This is a genomic window from Candidatus Aenigmatarchaeota archaeon, from assembly GCA_016932615.1.
Lineage (GTDB): Archaea > Aenigmatarchaeota > Aenigmatarchaeia > QMZS01 > QMZS01 > JAFGCN01.
The window spans coordinates 39,447-53,481 of record JAFGCN010000011.1 but is presented as its reverse complement, the minus strand read 5'-3'; the positions used below and the strand labels follow the sequence as shown (position 1 = coordinate 53,481).

The window sequence follows — 14,035 nt, the reverse complement described above, 5'->3', positions numbered from 1 at the left end:
GAGACAGTTTTCCAAACTTATCAAACAATTTTTTGAATTCTGTATTGCAGGAAAAAAATCGCAGCACTATTTTCCGGCCACATATTTCGAAAAGCAGGTTTTCAGAATATATTCTGCTTTCTTTTTTGACTCCTTTCCAACTTCCACAAAAACGCTCCCCTCTTTTGGCTGGCCATAAAAAATCAAAGTCCCAGTCCTTGAAAGCAATATTGCAGGAAGAACGAGTAAATCCTCCTCACCATCCACCTCCAGAAGAACCTTGTCTCCAGATAGAGCTTTCGAAACTGCATCAATACCCGGGGCAGTTATTTTTCCAGGAGGGTTTTCTACAGCAATAATTTCCCTAAAGCCCGCATACTCATTTTCAACAGGCCGCCGCTCAACTTTGTAATCAACTATCGAAAGTTTTGGAATAATGCCGCGCTCAAGAAAATTCTTGGTCGTCCTATCACCCACCGCCACAATAGCTTCACTTTCAAGGCTAAACCCTAGTGAAAAGGGGGAAGAAACAACTTTCCCCAAGGGCACTCTAAGGAGCATCCGGCATTCTTTTTTCAAAACAAGGTCAGAAGAAAAGTCCATATACATACATAGCTGCCCCTATAAACTATATGAGATTGCCCAAACATTTTGCCCTGCCCAAACCACGTAACAAAAGTTCAAATTTAGACAAGCCCAGAAAAGTATTTATACGCACAAGGTTAATTATAATAGGGTGATTAAATTGTCTGGAACTTATAGCTCGGAGCTATATCCTGCTCAGGAGTTTGGCCTAGAGACACTTATTGGAGCGCAAACAGCCCCTCCTGCGAGATATGCTCCCCAGATGCCTCCTGAAAGCTCCATTGCAAGTGACCTCATATCGGTCCCAGCGCAGCTTATTGGGGGCGCAGCCAGCGGCCTTGGAAAAGGCATTTACAATATTACCCTGGGCCCTCCTGTTTACTTGATAACTAGCGTTGCAAACAATGCAAAAAACATAGTGGAGAGGGTTCCTGCCGCGGCAATAGGCCTCGCAACGACCCCATATTCATATGCTTACGCAATAGACGAAACCGGCCCGATACACCAGTACCTATCTAAACCAGCCATCTGGACCGCAGACAAGCTTACAGAATACGCATCCTCGCTGGGGTTTGAAAAAAAAGACCTAGTGGAAATACCTGAAGGAAGCGACATTGCTGCGGAATTTAGCACCAAGGCGCAGAACATGGGCACCAATATATGGAACGATGCCATAGACCTGGGACGGGAAATAATCCAGGACGGTTCTGACTTCCTAGTAACGCCCGCAGTGGCAATTGCCGCAAGCTTGCTTGGAGCTTACCTGGTCTACAAAACCGCATTTGGAGCGCAGAGAGGCATATTTTCAAAAGGCAAGCAGAAGGTTTCACAAGCCATAAGGGGCGCACCCCAAGAAGTCATTCCTATGGCAGACATGCCTCTATACATAAGCCCTGTTTACGAAACAGAGGCCCCCTCCGCTCCGCAAATCCAGTAAAATACTGCTCTTTTTCCAGCAAACTCTTAAACTAGAAGCGCCTTATCTCTCATTGTACAAAACGTCATAAATTTCTGTAAAGCGCTCACGCGAACATGCACCGCCTGGCTGCAAAAGCCCTCTTGCCAAAAGGTAAATCTTTAGCTGAAAGCTCTCACGAAACAGCTTTCCATCAATCTTCTTCCCATAGCCCTCTTCGTAGGATTCCAGAAGTTCCCTGTAGGTCAGGCCAGTGCTGCATGCCGCAGAAATCGTGTGAATGTAGTTGTCTATGTCCTTCTCAAAACCGGGGTACGCTTTTATTGCAAGCTCGAAGTCCAATGCATACAGCTTGAACTTATCATCGGCTACCGCGGCATTGACATCATCTCCCTCATAATCAAGCATAAACTGCTTCACCAACGGCTCCCCATGATGCTCTCCAGTATTATGAATCTCCCTCATAAGCTTTCCTGATGCCTTTACCAGCTTTTGCTTGGTCTCTTTTTTTGTTTTTGGGTTTTGGTAAACCTCATTCAACTGAGCGCCGGGAACCTTCTCCATCCTTATGCTGTCTACATCAGAAGAGATAACTTTCGGGACAGGAAGACCCGCCTCATAAAGCGTTTTTAAGACCTCTTCTTCGCGCCCCTTTCTCTCCTGAGGCGAAGAATACGACTGGGGATAAATCGAGCCAAATCTGGACCAGACCTTCTGAGTCAGGTCGGACCTTGAGGAACGGTAAAATTTCTGGACATAATCCTCCCCAATAATCAGCTCATTTAAGTGGCTAAACCAAACGGGGGGAGCGTAGACTCCATCATCCGGTTCGGGAACCGAATTTTCGGAAAAAACTAAACCTGCAATACTATATGTTTCCATACTACCCCCCCAAGTATTTCCTAGCTAATCCAATGCATACAGTATGCCCAGACCCATCAAGCTTGCACCCGTATAAAGGGACATGTTCTTTGCCATCTTGTAAAGCGCAGTATCGGTATCCACATAAGGGTCAGAAAGGACTCTGTAAGCTCCAAGTGCGGCAGCGCCTATAAGGCCGCCGAGGAAATATTTCACTATCAAATCCTCTACCATAGTTATCACCTAAATATAATAAACAATACATATATAAATACATTCCACAACTAAAACATATAGTCTAGAATATACATAATCTCAAAAAAACTTCTGATTGCCTCGTGTTGAGTCCCCAGACACAATAAAACCAAGAAATATAAAAACGCCAAATTCAAGGCCATTAGTCCAAAGCATACAAAAGGCCTCCGCCCATCAAACTTGCCCCAGTAAAGACCGCCATGTTCTTTGCCATCTTGTACATTGCCGTTTCAGTATCTGCATAGGGGTCAGAAAGGACTCTATAAGCTCCAAGTGCGGCAGCGCCTATAAGGCCGCCGAGGAAATATTTCACGATTAAGTCTTCCATATTTACCACCTAAATATAGTAGATATTGATAGTATATATACTTTTCTGTTGTGTAAAATATATCCTTTAGTAGCTAATTCTACCGAAATTTCCCGCTAATATAGATAACCCCCAAACTAATAATATGGCCGTGTCTTCTGCACCGGGAAATATTTTCCTTCTGGGCGAACACTCTGTAGTTTATGGCAGAAGTGCGATAATTGCGGCTATTGGCCTCAAAACCTTCTGCCGGGCAGAAAAGATAAGCGAAAAATCCCTGGAAATAGCCTCTGCCGGATACGGCAAATTCGAGTCAAAGCTGGAAAATCTAAAGAAGCCCACCGAGTACCAGAGCCCCCTTGACCCGATAATCGACCTCTTTGCGGAATTTTCAGGCAAATTTAACCTTAAAACCGGGGTACGGCTTGAGATATCCTCCAACATACCCAGAAATTCCGGGGGAATGAGCTCATCAACAGCAGTCCTGTCTTCTGTTCTGGATGCCCTGAACAAGCTGCGGCCTTGCCTCGAAAAAGAAAGCTATTATGGCTTTCTTCTGCCCTTCCAGCAGAAAATCCATGGAGGAAAGGCCTCAGGCGCAGAGATATTTTCCTCAACATTCGGCGGCTACAACAAGATAAGGATAAACCCGCTCCAGAGAGAGGGCCTGGGAAACATTGAGCTCCCTATAATGATTGTAAACACCGGCGTAGAGGCAAAAACTGCAGAAACAGTGCCCTATGTAAAAAGCGGCTGGACGCTCGACATGGAGTCCTACGAGGAGGTTTTTGACAGGATTCAGTCCCTCGTGGAAGAGGGGGAGAAGGCAATAAAAACAACCGACCTTGTAAAGCTTGGAAAGCTCATGAGCGAAAACCACCAGATCCTTGCTTATGACCTGGGCGTTTCGCACCCCAAGTTGAATAAAGTCATAAAAGTCGCCCTTGACAGCGGAGCTTACGGCGCAAAACTTTCCGGCGGCGGGAAAGGAGGGGCTGCAATAATCCTGGCCGACAAAACAAAACAGGAAAAAATAGCCGAGCGCCTCTCGTTCTGCCATGTTTACAAGACGGAAATTGGCGTAGCCGGGTTATAGAGCGTTTTCTGCGGTCTGAAAAACTTCCTTTCTTAATTAATCAAAAGCTTCATTTATGGCTTATAACTTTGAGTTCAATCTCAGGAAACTTCCAAAGGATTTTTTTCTTGACCTGACAAAAGCCGCAAAAAAGCATAAAATCCACAGAAAGCTTGGAAAAACCTCGAGAAACATTGTAAAAAAATTCAGGGTTAATGAGCGGCTTGGCGTGCCCTTGGATGATGCAGTGACTATCGTAGAAGACCTTGTTGACACTTACATAGACAACATACTAAGCGTCGAAGACGTAAAAAAAGCCCGCCAAAAAATCCTGCTCGTTCCCCACTGCTGCCGGAAATACATGGATTCCCGCTGTAAGGCAAAGTTTGACGCCGAATATGCCTCATACTTTTGCAACAACTGCTCCAAGGACTGCTTTGCAAACCGGGCGACAAAAGCCGCAAATGACAAGGGCTACCAGGTCTACATTCTACCAGGCGGCTCCTGCATAAAAAAGCTGATGAAAAAAGTCCAGTGCGAAGCCATAATCGGAATTGCCTGTGGGGAGGAACTAAAGCTTGGAAAAGCTGCCCTCAAGGACAAAAGGATTCCCACCCTCGGCTTGCCTCTTACAAAGAACGGGTGCGCAAACACCGAATTCAATGTAGCTAACTTAAAGAAAATGATGGCCGATTAGAACCTAATCCTGAAAAATAGCCCCAAGTTAACCGAGTAAAAAACCCTGTTTTCACAGGACAGCTATTCCTTGTCCTCTTTCTTGGAGGTAGGATTTGCTGCTTCTGTTTCCTGCGTTTTGCCTTCCCTGCGCTTGAGGTATTTGTCAAGGCCAATTGTTGCCAAAGCATACAGCACAGTGAAACCAACCGCAAACTCAAGGTTATCCTGCACGGATTCCGGATTGTCCCTTATGTAGTTCCCAAGGGAACTTGCAGTGTATGCCAATGGAGCCATAATAGTTGCGTAAACTCCAGGGTGCTTTTCGATAAGCCCAGCATCAAAGCTCAGGAAACCCTTAAGGTCAGAGGCATATTTATCGGGGGTATAGCCCATATTCTCCAACTGAGCATACCCAAATTCAGATTGATTTTTGTTCATATTAGTACCACAATATAATAGTAACATATAAGTATTTATAGAGTTTATTCTGGCTCCAACTGCCAAATACATATTCAAATTCCGGCTTCTTTTCTCAAAATTTCTGCCTTGTCCACTTTCTCCCATGCAAAATCCGCTTCCTCGCGCCCAAAATGACCATAACTTGCAAGCTTGCTAAATATGGGGCGCCTGAGGTCAAGCTCAGAAATCATTCCGGCAGGAGTCAGGTCAAAGTGCTTTAAAACAAGCTCCTGCAGTCGGGTGTCCGAAACTTTCCCCGTCCCAAAAGTTTCCACATAAACCGAAATCGGCTTTTCACCGCCAATTACATAAGACACCTGAATCTGGCAGCGCTCAGCAAGTCCTGAAGCCACAATATTCTTGGCTATGTACCTTGCGTAGTACGCCCCGGTTCGGTCAACCTTTGTCGGGTCCTTTCCGGAAAAAGCGCCGCCTCCGTGGTTTCCTATCCCGCCATAAGTGTCCACAATGATTTTCCTGCCAGTACAGCCAGTGTCTGCCACAGGCCCTCCAACAACAAACCACCCCGTATTGTTTATGTAGCACTTCGTGCGCCCATCCATGTACTTGCCACAAACGGGAAGGATTACCTTTTCCTTTATGTCCCGCCTTAAGTCCTCCATATCCACATCCGGGTCATGCTGCGCGGCAATAACCACTGCCTCGACACGCTTAGGCACATTTGAAACATACTCAACCGTAACCTGCGTCTTTCCGTCCGGCCGAAGGTAGGAAAGCGTTCCATTTTTCCTGACCTCTGCAAGCTTTCGGGCAAGCTTATGGGCAAGCATTATGGGGAGTGGCATAAGCTCAGGAGTTTCATTGGTGGCATACCCGGACATCATCCCCTGGTCTCCCGCTCCGACCGCCCCGCACGCCGGTTTTGAAACCCCCTGGGAAATATCGGGGCTTTGCTCGTGAAGGGAAACCAGCACACCAACGGAGCGGTAGTCAAAGCCATATTCTGTTTTTGTGTACCCAGCCCTCTTTAGGACATCTCTCACAATATCCTGAACATTGAATGTGGCGTTGGTGGTGATTTCCCCCGCAACAACAATATATCCCATCCCTGCCATCGTTTCGCATGCAACCCTCGCAACTGGGTCCCTTTCGAGAATAGCATCAAGAACTGCGTCTGAAATCTGGTCGCATACTTTGTCTGGGTGTCCCTCAGTCATTGATTCCGAGGTAAACATGAAGTTTCCGGAAGCCATAATTATTGCTGGCAGTTATGATTTATATCTGAAAACTCCAAAGGAATCGGTTAAATAATCTAACTATTATTATGGAAATCTGGACTGAAAAGTATCGACCGCATAAATTGGAGGATATTGTAGGGCAGGAGCATATTGTCAAGCGCCTGAAGGCATTTGTGGAAAGAAAATCAATACCAAACCTGCTTTTCGCAGGCATGCAGGGAACCGGAAAAACAACTGCCGCCCTTTGCATGGTAAACGAGCTTTTCAGGGAAAATTCAACAAGCAACTTTATCGAGCTTAACGCGTCAGATGAAAGGGGAATCGACACAGTAAGAGTCAAAATCAAGGACTTTGCCCGGACAAAGCCAATGGGCGACGCAGAATTCAAGATTATCCTTCTGGATGAGGCAGATTCGCTTACAAAAGACGCCCAGCAGGCGCTCAGGAGAACAATGGAAAATTACTCCTCAATCTGCCGCTTTATTCTTGACTGCAATTATTCCTCAAACCTTATTGAGCCCATCCAGTCCCGGTGTGTTGTTTTCCGATTCAAGCCGCTTTCAGAAGAGGATGTAAAAATGTACCTTGCACGAATTGCCAAGGGAGAAAAGCTCACTCTTGACGAAGCCGCGTCAAATGCCATATTTGAGGAGTGTGGAGGCGACCTCAGGAAATCGACAAACATTCTCCAGGCATGCGCGGCAATTGACGCAAAAATCACTGAAGACATTGTCCTTGAAGTCGTGGGGAGGGCAAAAAATTCTGATATAGAAGAACTCCTGAAGCTTGCTCTCGACAAGAAATTCCTGAAAGCCAGGGAAAAGTTATACAAGCTGACGCTTGAGCAAGGGATAAGCAGCGACTACCTCCTAAAGCAAATCTACCAGCAGATTTTCAAGCTGGACCTGCCTGAAGATTCAAAGGTTCAGATAATCAAGATGATTGCAGAGTGCGACTTTCGGATTGTTGAAGGAAGCAACCCCACAATCCAGATGGAGGCCTTTTTGGCGGGATTAGGGGAGAAATAGCCCTAATTGTCTCCAAGACAATATATAATAGAAGAACCCACTTATTTTATGCAAATCCGCTTATTGCATTTCCTCACATTTCTGACAATTTTCTTCATATCATATCCACAACTCTGCCTTGCAAATGATGTTCCAGTAGGCACCTTTGAAGCAATATCCGGCGGGGCGTGGGCAATCGGCTGGGCGGTTGACCCTGACATGCCCATGGACCCAATATATGTTCACTTCTATGTCTCGGTACCTGAAGGGTCAAAAAAATATATCGGAAAAGTGCTTGCAAATATGTCCCGGCCGGATGTAAACCATGCCACTGGCTTTCCCGGCGATCATGGCTTTGCCTGGGAAATTCCGGAAATTTATCAGAATGGCTACTACGAGACATATGGCTATGCTATTGACACTGAAGGAGGGACAAACTTCAAGCTCACCGACTCCCCAAAGACGCCTCTCCCCAAGCCAAACGCAACCTCAGAGATAGTTGCAGAATTTGACGGAGATAATGTCACAATAAAAACCAGCGAAAGAACCGCCGGAGCAATAAGTTCTCTTACCTGGAGGGGGATGGAGTTCATAAACAGCTATGACCACGGAAGGGAGCTCCAGTCGGCCTGCTCACTTGACAGCTACAGCGAATGTTATAACCCGACTGAAGCTGGCTCTGCCGCCGACGGCAAAGGCAACACGACAAAAAGCGTTCTCCGTTTCCTTGAAGCCAGTGAAAACCGGCTCGCAGCAAAAACACAGATGGCATTCTGGCTTAAGCCCGGACAGACGAGCAGTTATTGTACGGGCGCAACTTCTGCAATGAATACTGTCAACGTTTCGGATTATGTTGTTTCTAAGGAAGTTGCTATCGGCTACGAAGGAATCGACAATGTCATAGAGTATGAAATAACTTTCACAGTTCCTGAAGCCAGAAGCTACGGCGTGTTTGAAGCACTAACTGGCTATATGCCGCCCGAATTTTCAAGGTTCTGGAAATACGACCCGGAAACCAAGCGGCTCTATGCGATTTCCGACGGACCCGGTGAGCAGGGATACCCCCTCATATTTGCAACCCCAAACGCAACTTACGCAATGGGCATTTTCTCGCCGGACCTGCCGGCACACCAGGGCGCGCACCTTGGTTATGGAAGGTGGAGATTTCCTGAAAGCCAGTACCCCGGAGCGGGAAACGCATGCGTAAAATGGAACTGTGTTTTCAGGGAATATGGCCTTGAAAAAGACGATGAATTTACCTACCGCTGCTACCCGATTATCGGATCCCTTAATGACGTAATTGTCGCCATGAACAAGCTTTACGAGCTTTTCGCAGACGAGAAAGGAAAAAGCCCAATTGGCTACCTTGACGCAATAAATTCTGCCGGGCTTGTTTCCGGATGGGCGCTTGACCCTGATGACCACAATGAAGCCATAACCCTTGAATTCTACCTGGACGGCCCCCTGGGAAGCGGGCAAAAGGTGGGTGAAGTAGATACCGGCCTTTCCCGGCCTGACGTAAACAACGCTACGGGCTATTCGGGAGATCACGGATTTCAGTTCAAGCTCCCCGAGAACCTCAAAAACAGCACACATAAATTGTATGTTTATGGTCTGGACACTGACAACAGCTACCGCTACGAGCTAAACAATTCAGGAAAGGAATTTACAATAACAATCTCCTGCCCGGTGCTGGGAGTAGATTCCTCCGGAAACTGCAACCTGGACTGCGGCTCTGCCAAAATCTGCATTGGCAAAAAACCGCTGGATGCAATATCCTATTGCGCTTACGGTGGAAAACCCCAGATTCACGACCAGTGCTCTGAAACCTGCCAGCCGGAAGACCGGCCCGACAAAATATGCAGAAAAACTGGAGTTTCGGACTGCACTGCACCCGCAGAATGTGACGGGCTTGTCGCAAACTCCTGCTCAGGAACAGCCCTAAAAAAATGCGGCTCCAGCTGCACCCTCGTGCCGTCCTGCGGAGATGGAGTTTGCAACTGCGGCGAAACACTTATGCTATGCCCTTCTGACTGCGGCGGCCAGAACAGCTCCCTACAGCTTATGATTAATGAAGACTGCGCCCTTAACCAGCCCTGCACATTCATCACGCTTGGATGTAGCAAAAGCATAATCGTGCTTACAAACACTGAAGGAAGTCCGATTGACGTGACAAAGGAAAGAATTGTCTATTTCGAAAACACACCAGTAACAAGAAGCTTCACTCCAACCGAAAGAGGGATTGTAAGGGTTTCCTTAATATGCCTGACTGGAATTCCTACAGCAGTCAAAAAGTACGTAACAATTGCTGGCGGAGTTTAATCATTTTATAAAAATCAGATGTCACAGACAACTGTCGCCCTAAAGCCGCCTTCAGTTTCCTCAACCTTAAAATTATATAGCGTTACCGCTTTTACGACGGTTCCGCCCTTTTCGGGGGTAATCGGCTCGCCCTTTGCGGTTAAGTGTCCCCTGTAGCCCTCGGGCAGCTTTTCCAATTCCACCTTGAACTGGCACAGGAAAAGCTCAGCGATTTCAGCTTCCGCCAAGAGCCGGTTCAGAAAGTGAAAAAGAGTCTGGCGCAGGTCTTCTCCAAAAAAGTCAAATTCCAAGGTTTTTAGCGGCCTAATCTGGTCAATTTTTGCCTGCACCGCAAAAATCGCCTCTGCAGAGTTTTCAAGAAGTTCCCCTTCAGTCTTTCCAAGCGCCTCAAACATGACGTCAGAAGTCAGGTCCGAAATAAAGCGGTATTTCATAAGATAAAAGGTTTTTTCTAAATGCTTAAAGAAATTCCAGACGGTCTAACAAGACCTACTTGAGCTTCTTTTTCTTAGATTTATTACGAGTATGCTTACCATCACCACCAAACGCTCCATTTTTGACGAAAATCTCAAAAAGCCATACGATAGCAGCACTAATCAGAGAAACACCAATACCAAAGCAAAAATCCTTGCAAAAGGAGGTATTTTGAGATTCTAATTTAACCAAATGCCATTTACGGCAATTATCCAAAATACAACTCTCAATAGCAGTATCTAAAACTAATTTTATATCCTTATTGCTACTCCCCACATAGGACTTAACTCCATTGCTTTTCTCAATTTTTAGGCAATCACTACAAAAGTAATTAGGACCCAAAACAAAATTAATCCCGTACTTATAATCATAAAGGTCAACTTGAGGGTGACTTAGGATAAAAGCTCCACTTGGAACCAACGCCAAATCATAGCTTACGTTTATGCTTTTACAATTGGAAACATTGTATAGAATCAGCACGGAATGCCTAGAAGGATCATCTGAACCTTTCAAATCTGTAAAAATATTTTTGACAGTACTGTCATGAGTCGTACAAATTGCAGAATATTTATCCTCATTCAAAAAAATCGGAAAGTCTAAAAGAACGTGGTCTACAGCGGCATCACTTGTCAAAGTGAAATTAATTTGCCCTTCATTGGTTTCAAAATTATGTTTCCATAAGAAGCTGTTCAACTTGAGGTCTGGATTTGTTGGACTAGTAGAAATCTCAAGAACATAGATTCCTCCAGGCAATTCTACAGGAATACTTGCTGAATAGACCAGAAAGAAAAGACCTACACTTCCAAGCAAAACTGACCCTAAAACTTTCTTGTACACCATAATAACTCACTTATTTAAGAATCGAGCGGTTTCTTTTTGGTCCTGGAGCTTTTTCTTTTCAAAAGAAAAAGATTCAATTATGTCCCTCCTTGAAAAATACAGGTCTTTGGACCTTCGGCAGTTTATCGGAAACAGCAAAGCTGTCCAGGATGTTTTGATGAACATCAGCAAAAAGCCCATTTTACTGCACGGAGCCCCGGGTGTCGGAAAAACGCTGCTTGCGCACCTAGTTGCAAAAAAGCTCAATTATGACCTGTACGAGGTCAATGCTTCAGACTACCGAGACCAGGAAAGCATGAAGCGACTGGCCAATATCGCAAAGCAGACGACACTGTTTGGAAAAAAGCGGCTCATCCTTGTAGACGAAGTGGATGGAATGTCAGGAACCGACCGGGGAGGCATAACCGAGCTTATAAAAGTCCTGAAAGACCACGCCTGCCCGACAATCCTTACCGCAAACGACGCTTACGACAAGAAGCTCCAATCATTGAGAAGCTATGTCCTTTTAGTGCCATTTACAAAAATAAATTACCTGTCTATTGCTAAGCACCTGAGGGAAATCTGCCAGAAGGAAGGAGCTGAGTGCGACGAGCAGACCCTGAAGGGAATTGCCCAGAGGTCAAACGGAAGCGTCCGCTCTGCGGTAAATGACATGGAAAGCTTAATTGTCGAGGGAAAACTCCTTGACCTCTCGTACCTCTCCGAACGCGATACTGAGGAAAACATTTTTGACCTAGTGAAGGTGATACTGAAAACCAGGAAAATTGACGTGGTAAAAAGCGTTGTCAAACGGATGGACCGGTCGCCTGAAGACTTGTTCTGGTGGATTGAGGAAAATGCCTGCCGGGAGTACGCAGGTGAAGACCTTAGGAAAGCGCTTGAGTGGCTTGCCTTGGCCGATATCTACCGGAAAAGGATTATGAAGCGCCAGGACTGGAACCTCTTAAAATATTACATTGACTTCATAACGATTGGCGTCGCCCTCTCGAAAAAGGAAATGTACCAGAAATACATCCCCTATGGCTTTCCGACATATGTCACAAAGATGGGCGGCGCTAAAAAGTCCGCTGAGGAGCAGGAAGAACTAGCCGAAATGGCAAGAAAGATGCACACCTCAAAGCACGTGATAAGCGAGGAGATGCCTTACCTGAAGCAGTTCATAAATAAATGAAGAGTATTCAATCCACCAAAAAACTACCTCACAATAATTCCTGTTAAGGAATAACCAGTAATACCCGCATATATATTTCTGCAAGGCGAAATTATTTTACGCGAAAATATGATTTCAGAAACAACTCCTCCGAATTCTAGGAAGTGGCATTACCTGACAAGTCTTAGTTCTGGAGAATCCAAAAGTCGACTGTTAGAGATTTATAGCGAAAGCCAAAACCACTTGGTGGTTCCAAGCCAGCCTTCTGGTTGGGAGGTGTACTTGAAAAAGGGTAGCAAAGCATACGAATTGCTTATATTGGAAAGTCCTGGGGCCAGGATCCCCCTACATTCGGCCAATAATCCTAAACTCTTCTAAATAGCCAGTCATCCATAAAAAGTGTAATGATTCTTAGAGGTGTTACAGGGCAACACCAATCATCGATATACGCCACTAGTCCAAACAATCTTAGGGAGTACTCTGACAGCTTCCCCATCTGATTGGCCTGCCCCTGAAAGGAAGCGGAGAAATAGAACTGCTTCTGACAAACTTCAGGGACTGCCTCTAGAAAACCCTAAAAAATTTTTTGGGTTTTAGTTTTTCGCAAGATTCCAAATGAGGGAAAAGTATTTCCTGAAGCTCTCAGAAACTTCCGAGCTTTCGATAAGAACGGTTATCATCTCGCCCGACCAGATTGAAAATGCAAGCTTGTTTCCATAGATTGTGATGCCTGCCGGGCTTACATACTCGTCTGGCAAAAACCGAATATCAACGAGGCCGTACTTTTCCAGGAACCTTCTCGAGCTTTCGGCTGTCAGGATCTTCATTTCTATTCCGCGCCGAATCCGCTCCTTTGTAAACCTTGGAAGAAAGTAGCGAAGCGAGTCCTCGGCATTTACTATAGCCGTGCAGATTATGTAAATTGTCTCGCCAGTTTCAAGCTCATCCATAAACATCGCCTTCAGGCCCTCTTTTCCCGAAAGGACTTTCGCATTGACCTTGTCGCCACTGCCTCCAAAAACAGATTCAAGACCAGGCAATACTTTCACGAACTCCGACTTAATCCGGGCAAGATTTTCCTCCCGCTCCCCAATAAGGTCAAGAAGCTTATTTGGCTTTAGCGGCTGGTAAAATGTCTTGCCCTCCTTCTCTATGGAAGAGACAAGCCCTTTTTGCTTAAGCCGCCGGACAATGTCATAAGCTGTCCGGCGCTCCACTTTTGCCGCCTTTCCAAGCCCGCTTGCCGTTGCCTCCTTGAGTGTGAGCAGTTTCAGGTAAAGCTTGGCTTCGCCCTCCGTAAGCCCAAGCCCTATGAGAATTTCGTCAAGCTGCATAAACTAATGAATAATAGCAAAAAGCAATCCCTTGTGGTGGTGGGCAACACCTCACCCGTTTACCACCCCGGGAAGCTAGTTGGATTATGGCACGAGTACAAGCCCACTTCGGGGAAGGCCTCTTCGGAGACACTGAAGGAAGCCCACTGCACACTCCGATAGATAAAACTCCCTTCTACAAAGCAGTCTCAGCATATGTGGGTAAACGCTTTGAAGAGCTTCCAGAACCTGAAAGAACAAGCTTGGAAGAACAACTCCTTGGAGAAGTAGGTGGCATTTTTGGAATCGATGGCGTCAGATGGGATAGGTTTGAAGAACTTCGGGATGGTGAGGAAAAAACTGGGTTTTATACGATAACCCCCATAATTTACGACCAGTTTGAAGAAAATGGCACTTTAAATGTAGAGCGCGGTTGGGGAGTTTTTGATGGCTTTGGCTTAAATATCGGCCCCAAAAGGACGCTCTTTCCCTACTTCTTTAACAGCAAGCCAGAAGCCGAAAGGTACAGGCAGCAAGTTTGGGGCGGCGCGCTATTTCCTACGGAGGTCAGGTATCTTTCGGGAGCAAAGGTGCGAAAGTCTCCAAGGTTCTAAA

At 45.9% G+C, this 14,035-nt stretch carries 16 protein-coding genes; 7 read left to right on the top strand and 9 right to left on the bottom strand.

Annotated features, from left to right (window positions below; genetic code table 11):
- Window positions 1–66: 66 nt before the first annotated feature.
- The gene (locus tag JW727_03870) at window positions 67–588 is read right to left on the bottom strand and encodes a GTP-dependent dephospho-CoA kinase family protein (protein ID MBN2095159.1); all 522 of its coding nucleotides are present in this window, start codon (window positions 586–588) and stop codon (window positions 67–69) included.
- 136 nt (window positions 589–724) lie between these two features.
- Here JW727_03870 and JW727_03865 point away from each other — a divergent pair, with 136 nt between their 5' ends.
- Complete coding sequence (locus tag JW727_03865) at window positions 725–1,501, top strand: hypothetical protein (GenBank protein ID MBN2095158.1); 777 nt, start codon at window positions 725–727, stop codon at window positions 1,499–1,501.
- A gap of 42 nt (window positions 1,502–1,543) precedes the next feature.
- On the opposite strand, the gene JW727_03860 is transcribed toward JW727_03865, so the two are convergent.
- From JW727_03860 to JW727_03850, 3 genes are all read right to left on the bottom strand, one after another.
- The gene (locus tag JW727_03860; protein MBN2095157.1) at window positions 1,544–2,362 is read right to left on the bottom strand and encodes a hypothetical protein; all 819 of its coding nucleotides are present in this window, start codon (window positions 2,360–2,362) and stop codon (window positions 1,544–1,546) included.
- Window positions 2,363–2,386: 24 nt separating this feature from the next.
- Entirely contained in the window at window positions 2,387–2,575 is a 189-nt protein-coding gene (locus JW727_03855) for a hypothetical protein (protein MBN2095156.1), read from the bottom strand.
- A 163-nt stretch (window positions 2,576–2,738) separates the two neighbouring features.
- Entirely contained in the window at window positions 2,739–2,924 is a 186-nt protein-coding gene (locus JW727_03850) for a hypothetical protein (protein ID MBN2095155.1), read from the bottom strand.
- 124 nt (window positions 2,925–3,048) lie between these two features.
- Between JW727_03850 and mvk the strand changes: the two genes are divergently transcribed.
- Both mvk and JW727_03840 read left to right on the top strand, forming a co-directional pair.
- Window positions 3,049–3,999, top strand: coding sequence for a mevalonate kinase (gene mvk, locus JW727_03845; GenBank protein MBN2095154.1), 951 nt, complete (start codon window positions 3,049–3,051; stop codon window positions 3,997–3,999).
- 55 nt (window positions 4,000–4,054) lie between these two features.
- Window positions 4,055–4,675, top strand: a complete 621-nt coding sequence (locus JW727_03840) for a DUF116 domain-containing protein (GenBank protein MBN2095153.1) — start codon at window positions 4,055–4,057, stop codon at window positions 4,673–4,675.
- A gap of 62 nt (window positions 4,676–4,737) precedes the next feature.
- Here the strand turns inward: JW727_03840 and JW727_03835 are convergent, their stop codons facing one another.
- Both JW727_03835 and JW727_03830 read right to left on the bottom strand, forming a co-directional pair.
- Window positions 4,738–5,094 carry a hypothetical protein gene (locus tag JW727_03835; GenBank protein ID MBN2095152.1) on the bottom strand — a complete coding sequence of 119 codons (357 nt, stop codon included), beginning with the start codon at window positions 5,092–5,094 and terminating at the stop codon, window positions 4,738–4,740.
- Window positions 5,095–5,168: 74 nt separating this feature from the next.
- Window positions 5,169–6,329, bottom strand: a complete 1,161-nt coding sequence (locus JW727_03830; GenBank protein MBN2095151.1) for a methionine adenosyltransferase — start codon at window positions 6,327–6,329, stop codon at window positions 5,169–5,171.
- Between the two features lie 68 nt (window positions 6,330–6,397).
- Between JW727_03830 and JW727_03825 the strand changes: the two genes are divergently transcribed.
- Both JW727_03825 and JW727_03820 read left to right on the top strand, forming a co-directional pair.
- Window positions 6,398–7,342: a replication factor C small subunit gene (locus tag JW727_03825; protein MBN2095150.1), complete on the top strand. Its 945-nt coding sequence runs from the start codon at window positions 6,398–6,400 to the stop codon at window positions 7,340–7,342.
- Between the two features lie 48 nt (window positions 7,343–7,390).
- Entirely contained in the window at window positions 7,391–9,643 is a 2,253-nt protein-coding gene (locus tag JW727_03820) for a hypothetical protein (protein MBN2095149.1), read from the top strand.
- A 14-nt stretch (window positions 9,644–9,657) separates the two neighbouring features.
- Here the strand turns inward: JW727_03820 and JW727_03815 are convergent, their stop codons facing one another.
- Both JW727_03815 and JW727_03810 read right to left on the bottom strand, forming a co-directional pair.
- The gene (locus tag JW727_03815; GenBank protein ID MBN2095148.1) at window positions 9,658–10,077 is read right to left on the bottom strand and encodes an archease; all 420 of its coding nucleotides are present in this window, start codon (window positions 10,075–10,077) and stop codon (window positions 9,658–9,660) included.
- Window positions 10,078–10,132: 55 nt separating this feature from the next.
- Window positions 10,133–10,957: a hypothetical protein gene (locus JW727_03810; GenBank protein ID MBN2095147.1), complete on the bottom strand. Its 825-nt coding sequence runs from the start codon at window positions 10,955–10,957 to the stop codon at window positions 10,133–10,135.
- A gap of 79 nt (window positions 10,958–11,036) precedes the next feature.
- Between JW727_03810 and JW727_03805 the strand changes: the two genes are divergently transcribed.
- Window positions 11,037–12,128, top strand: a complete 1,092-nt coding sequence (locus JW727_03805; protein ID MBN2095146.1) for a replication factor C large subunit — start codon at window positions 11,037–11,039, stop codon at window positions 12,126–12,128.
- A gap of 572 nt (window positions 12,129–12,700) precedes the next feature.
- Here JW727_03805 and JW727_03800 read toward each other — a convergent pair.
- A complete protein-coding gene (locus tag JW727_03800) occupies window positions 12,701–13,441 on the bottom strand; it encodes a hypothetical protein (GenBank protein ID MBN2095145.1) in 741 nt (246 codons plus the stop codon).
- 86 nt (window positions 13,442–13,527) lie between these two features.
- On the opposite strand from JW727_03800, the gene JW727_03795 reads away from it, so the two are divergent.
- On the top strand, window positions 13,528–14,034 hold the full coding sequence (locus JW727_03795) for a hypothetical protein (protein MBN2095144.1): 507 nt from the start codon (window positions 13,528–13,530) through the stop codon (window positions 14,032–14,034).
- Window position 14,035 lies beyond the last annotated feature (1 nt).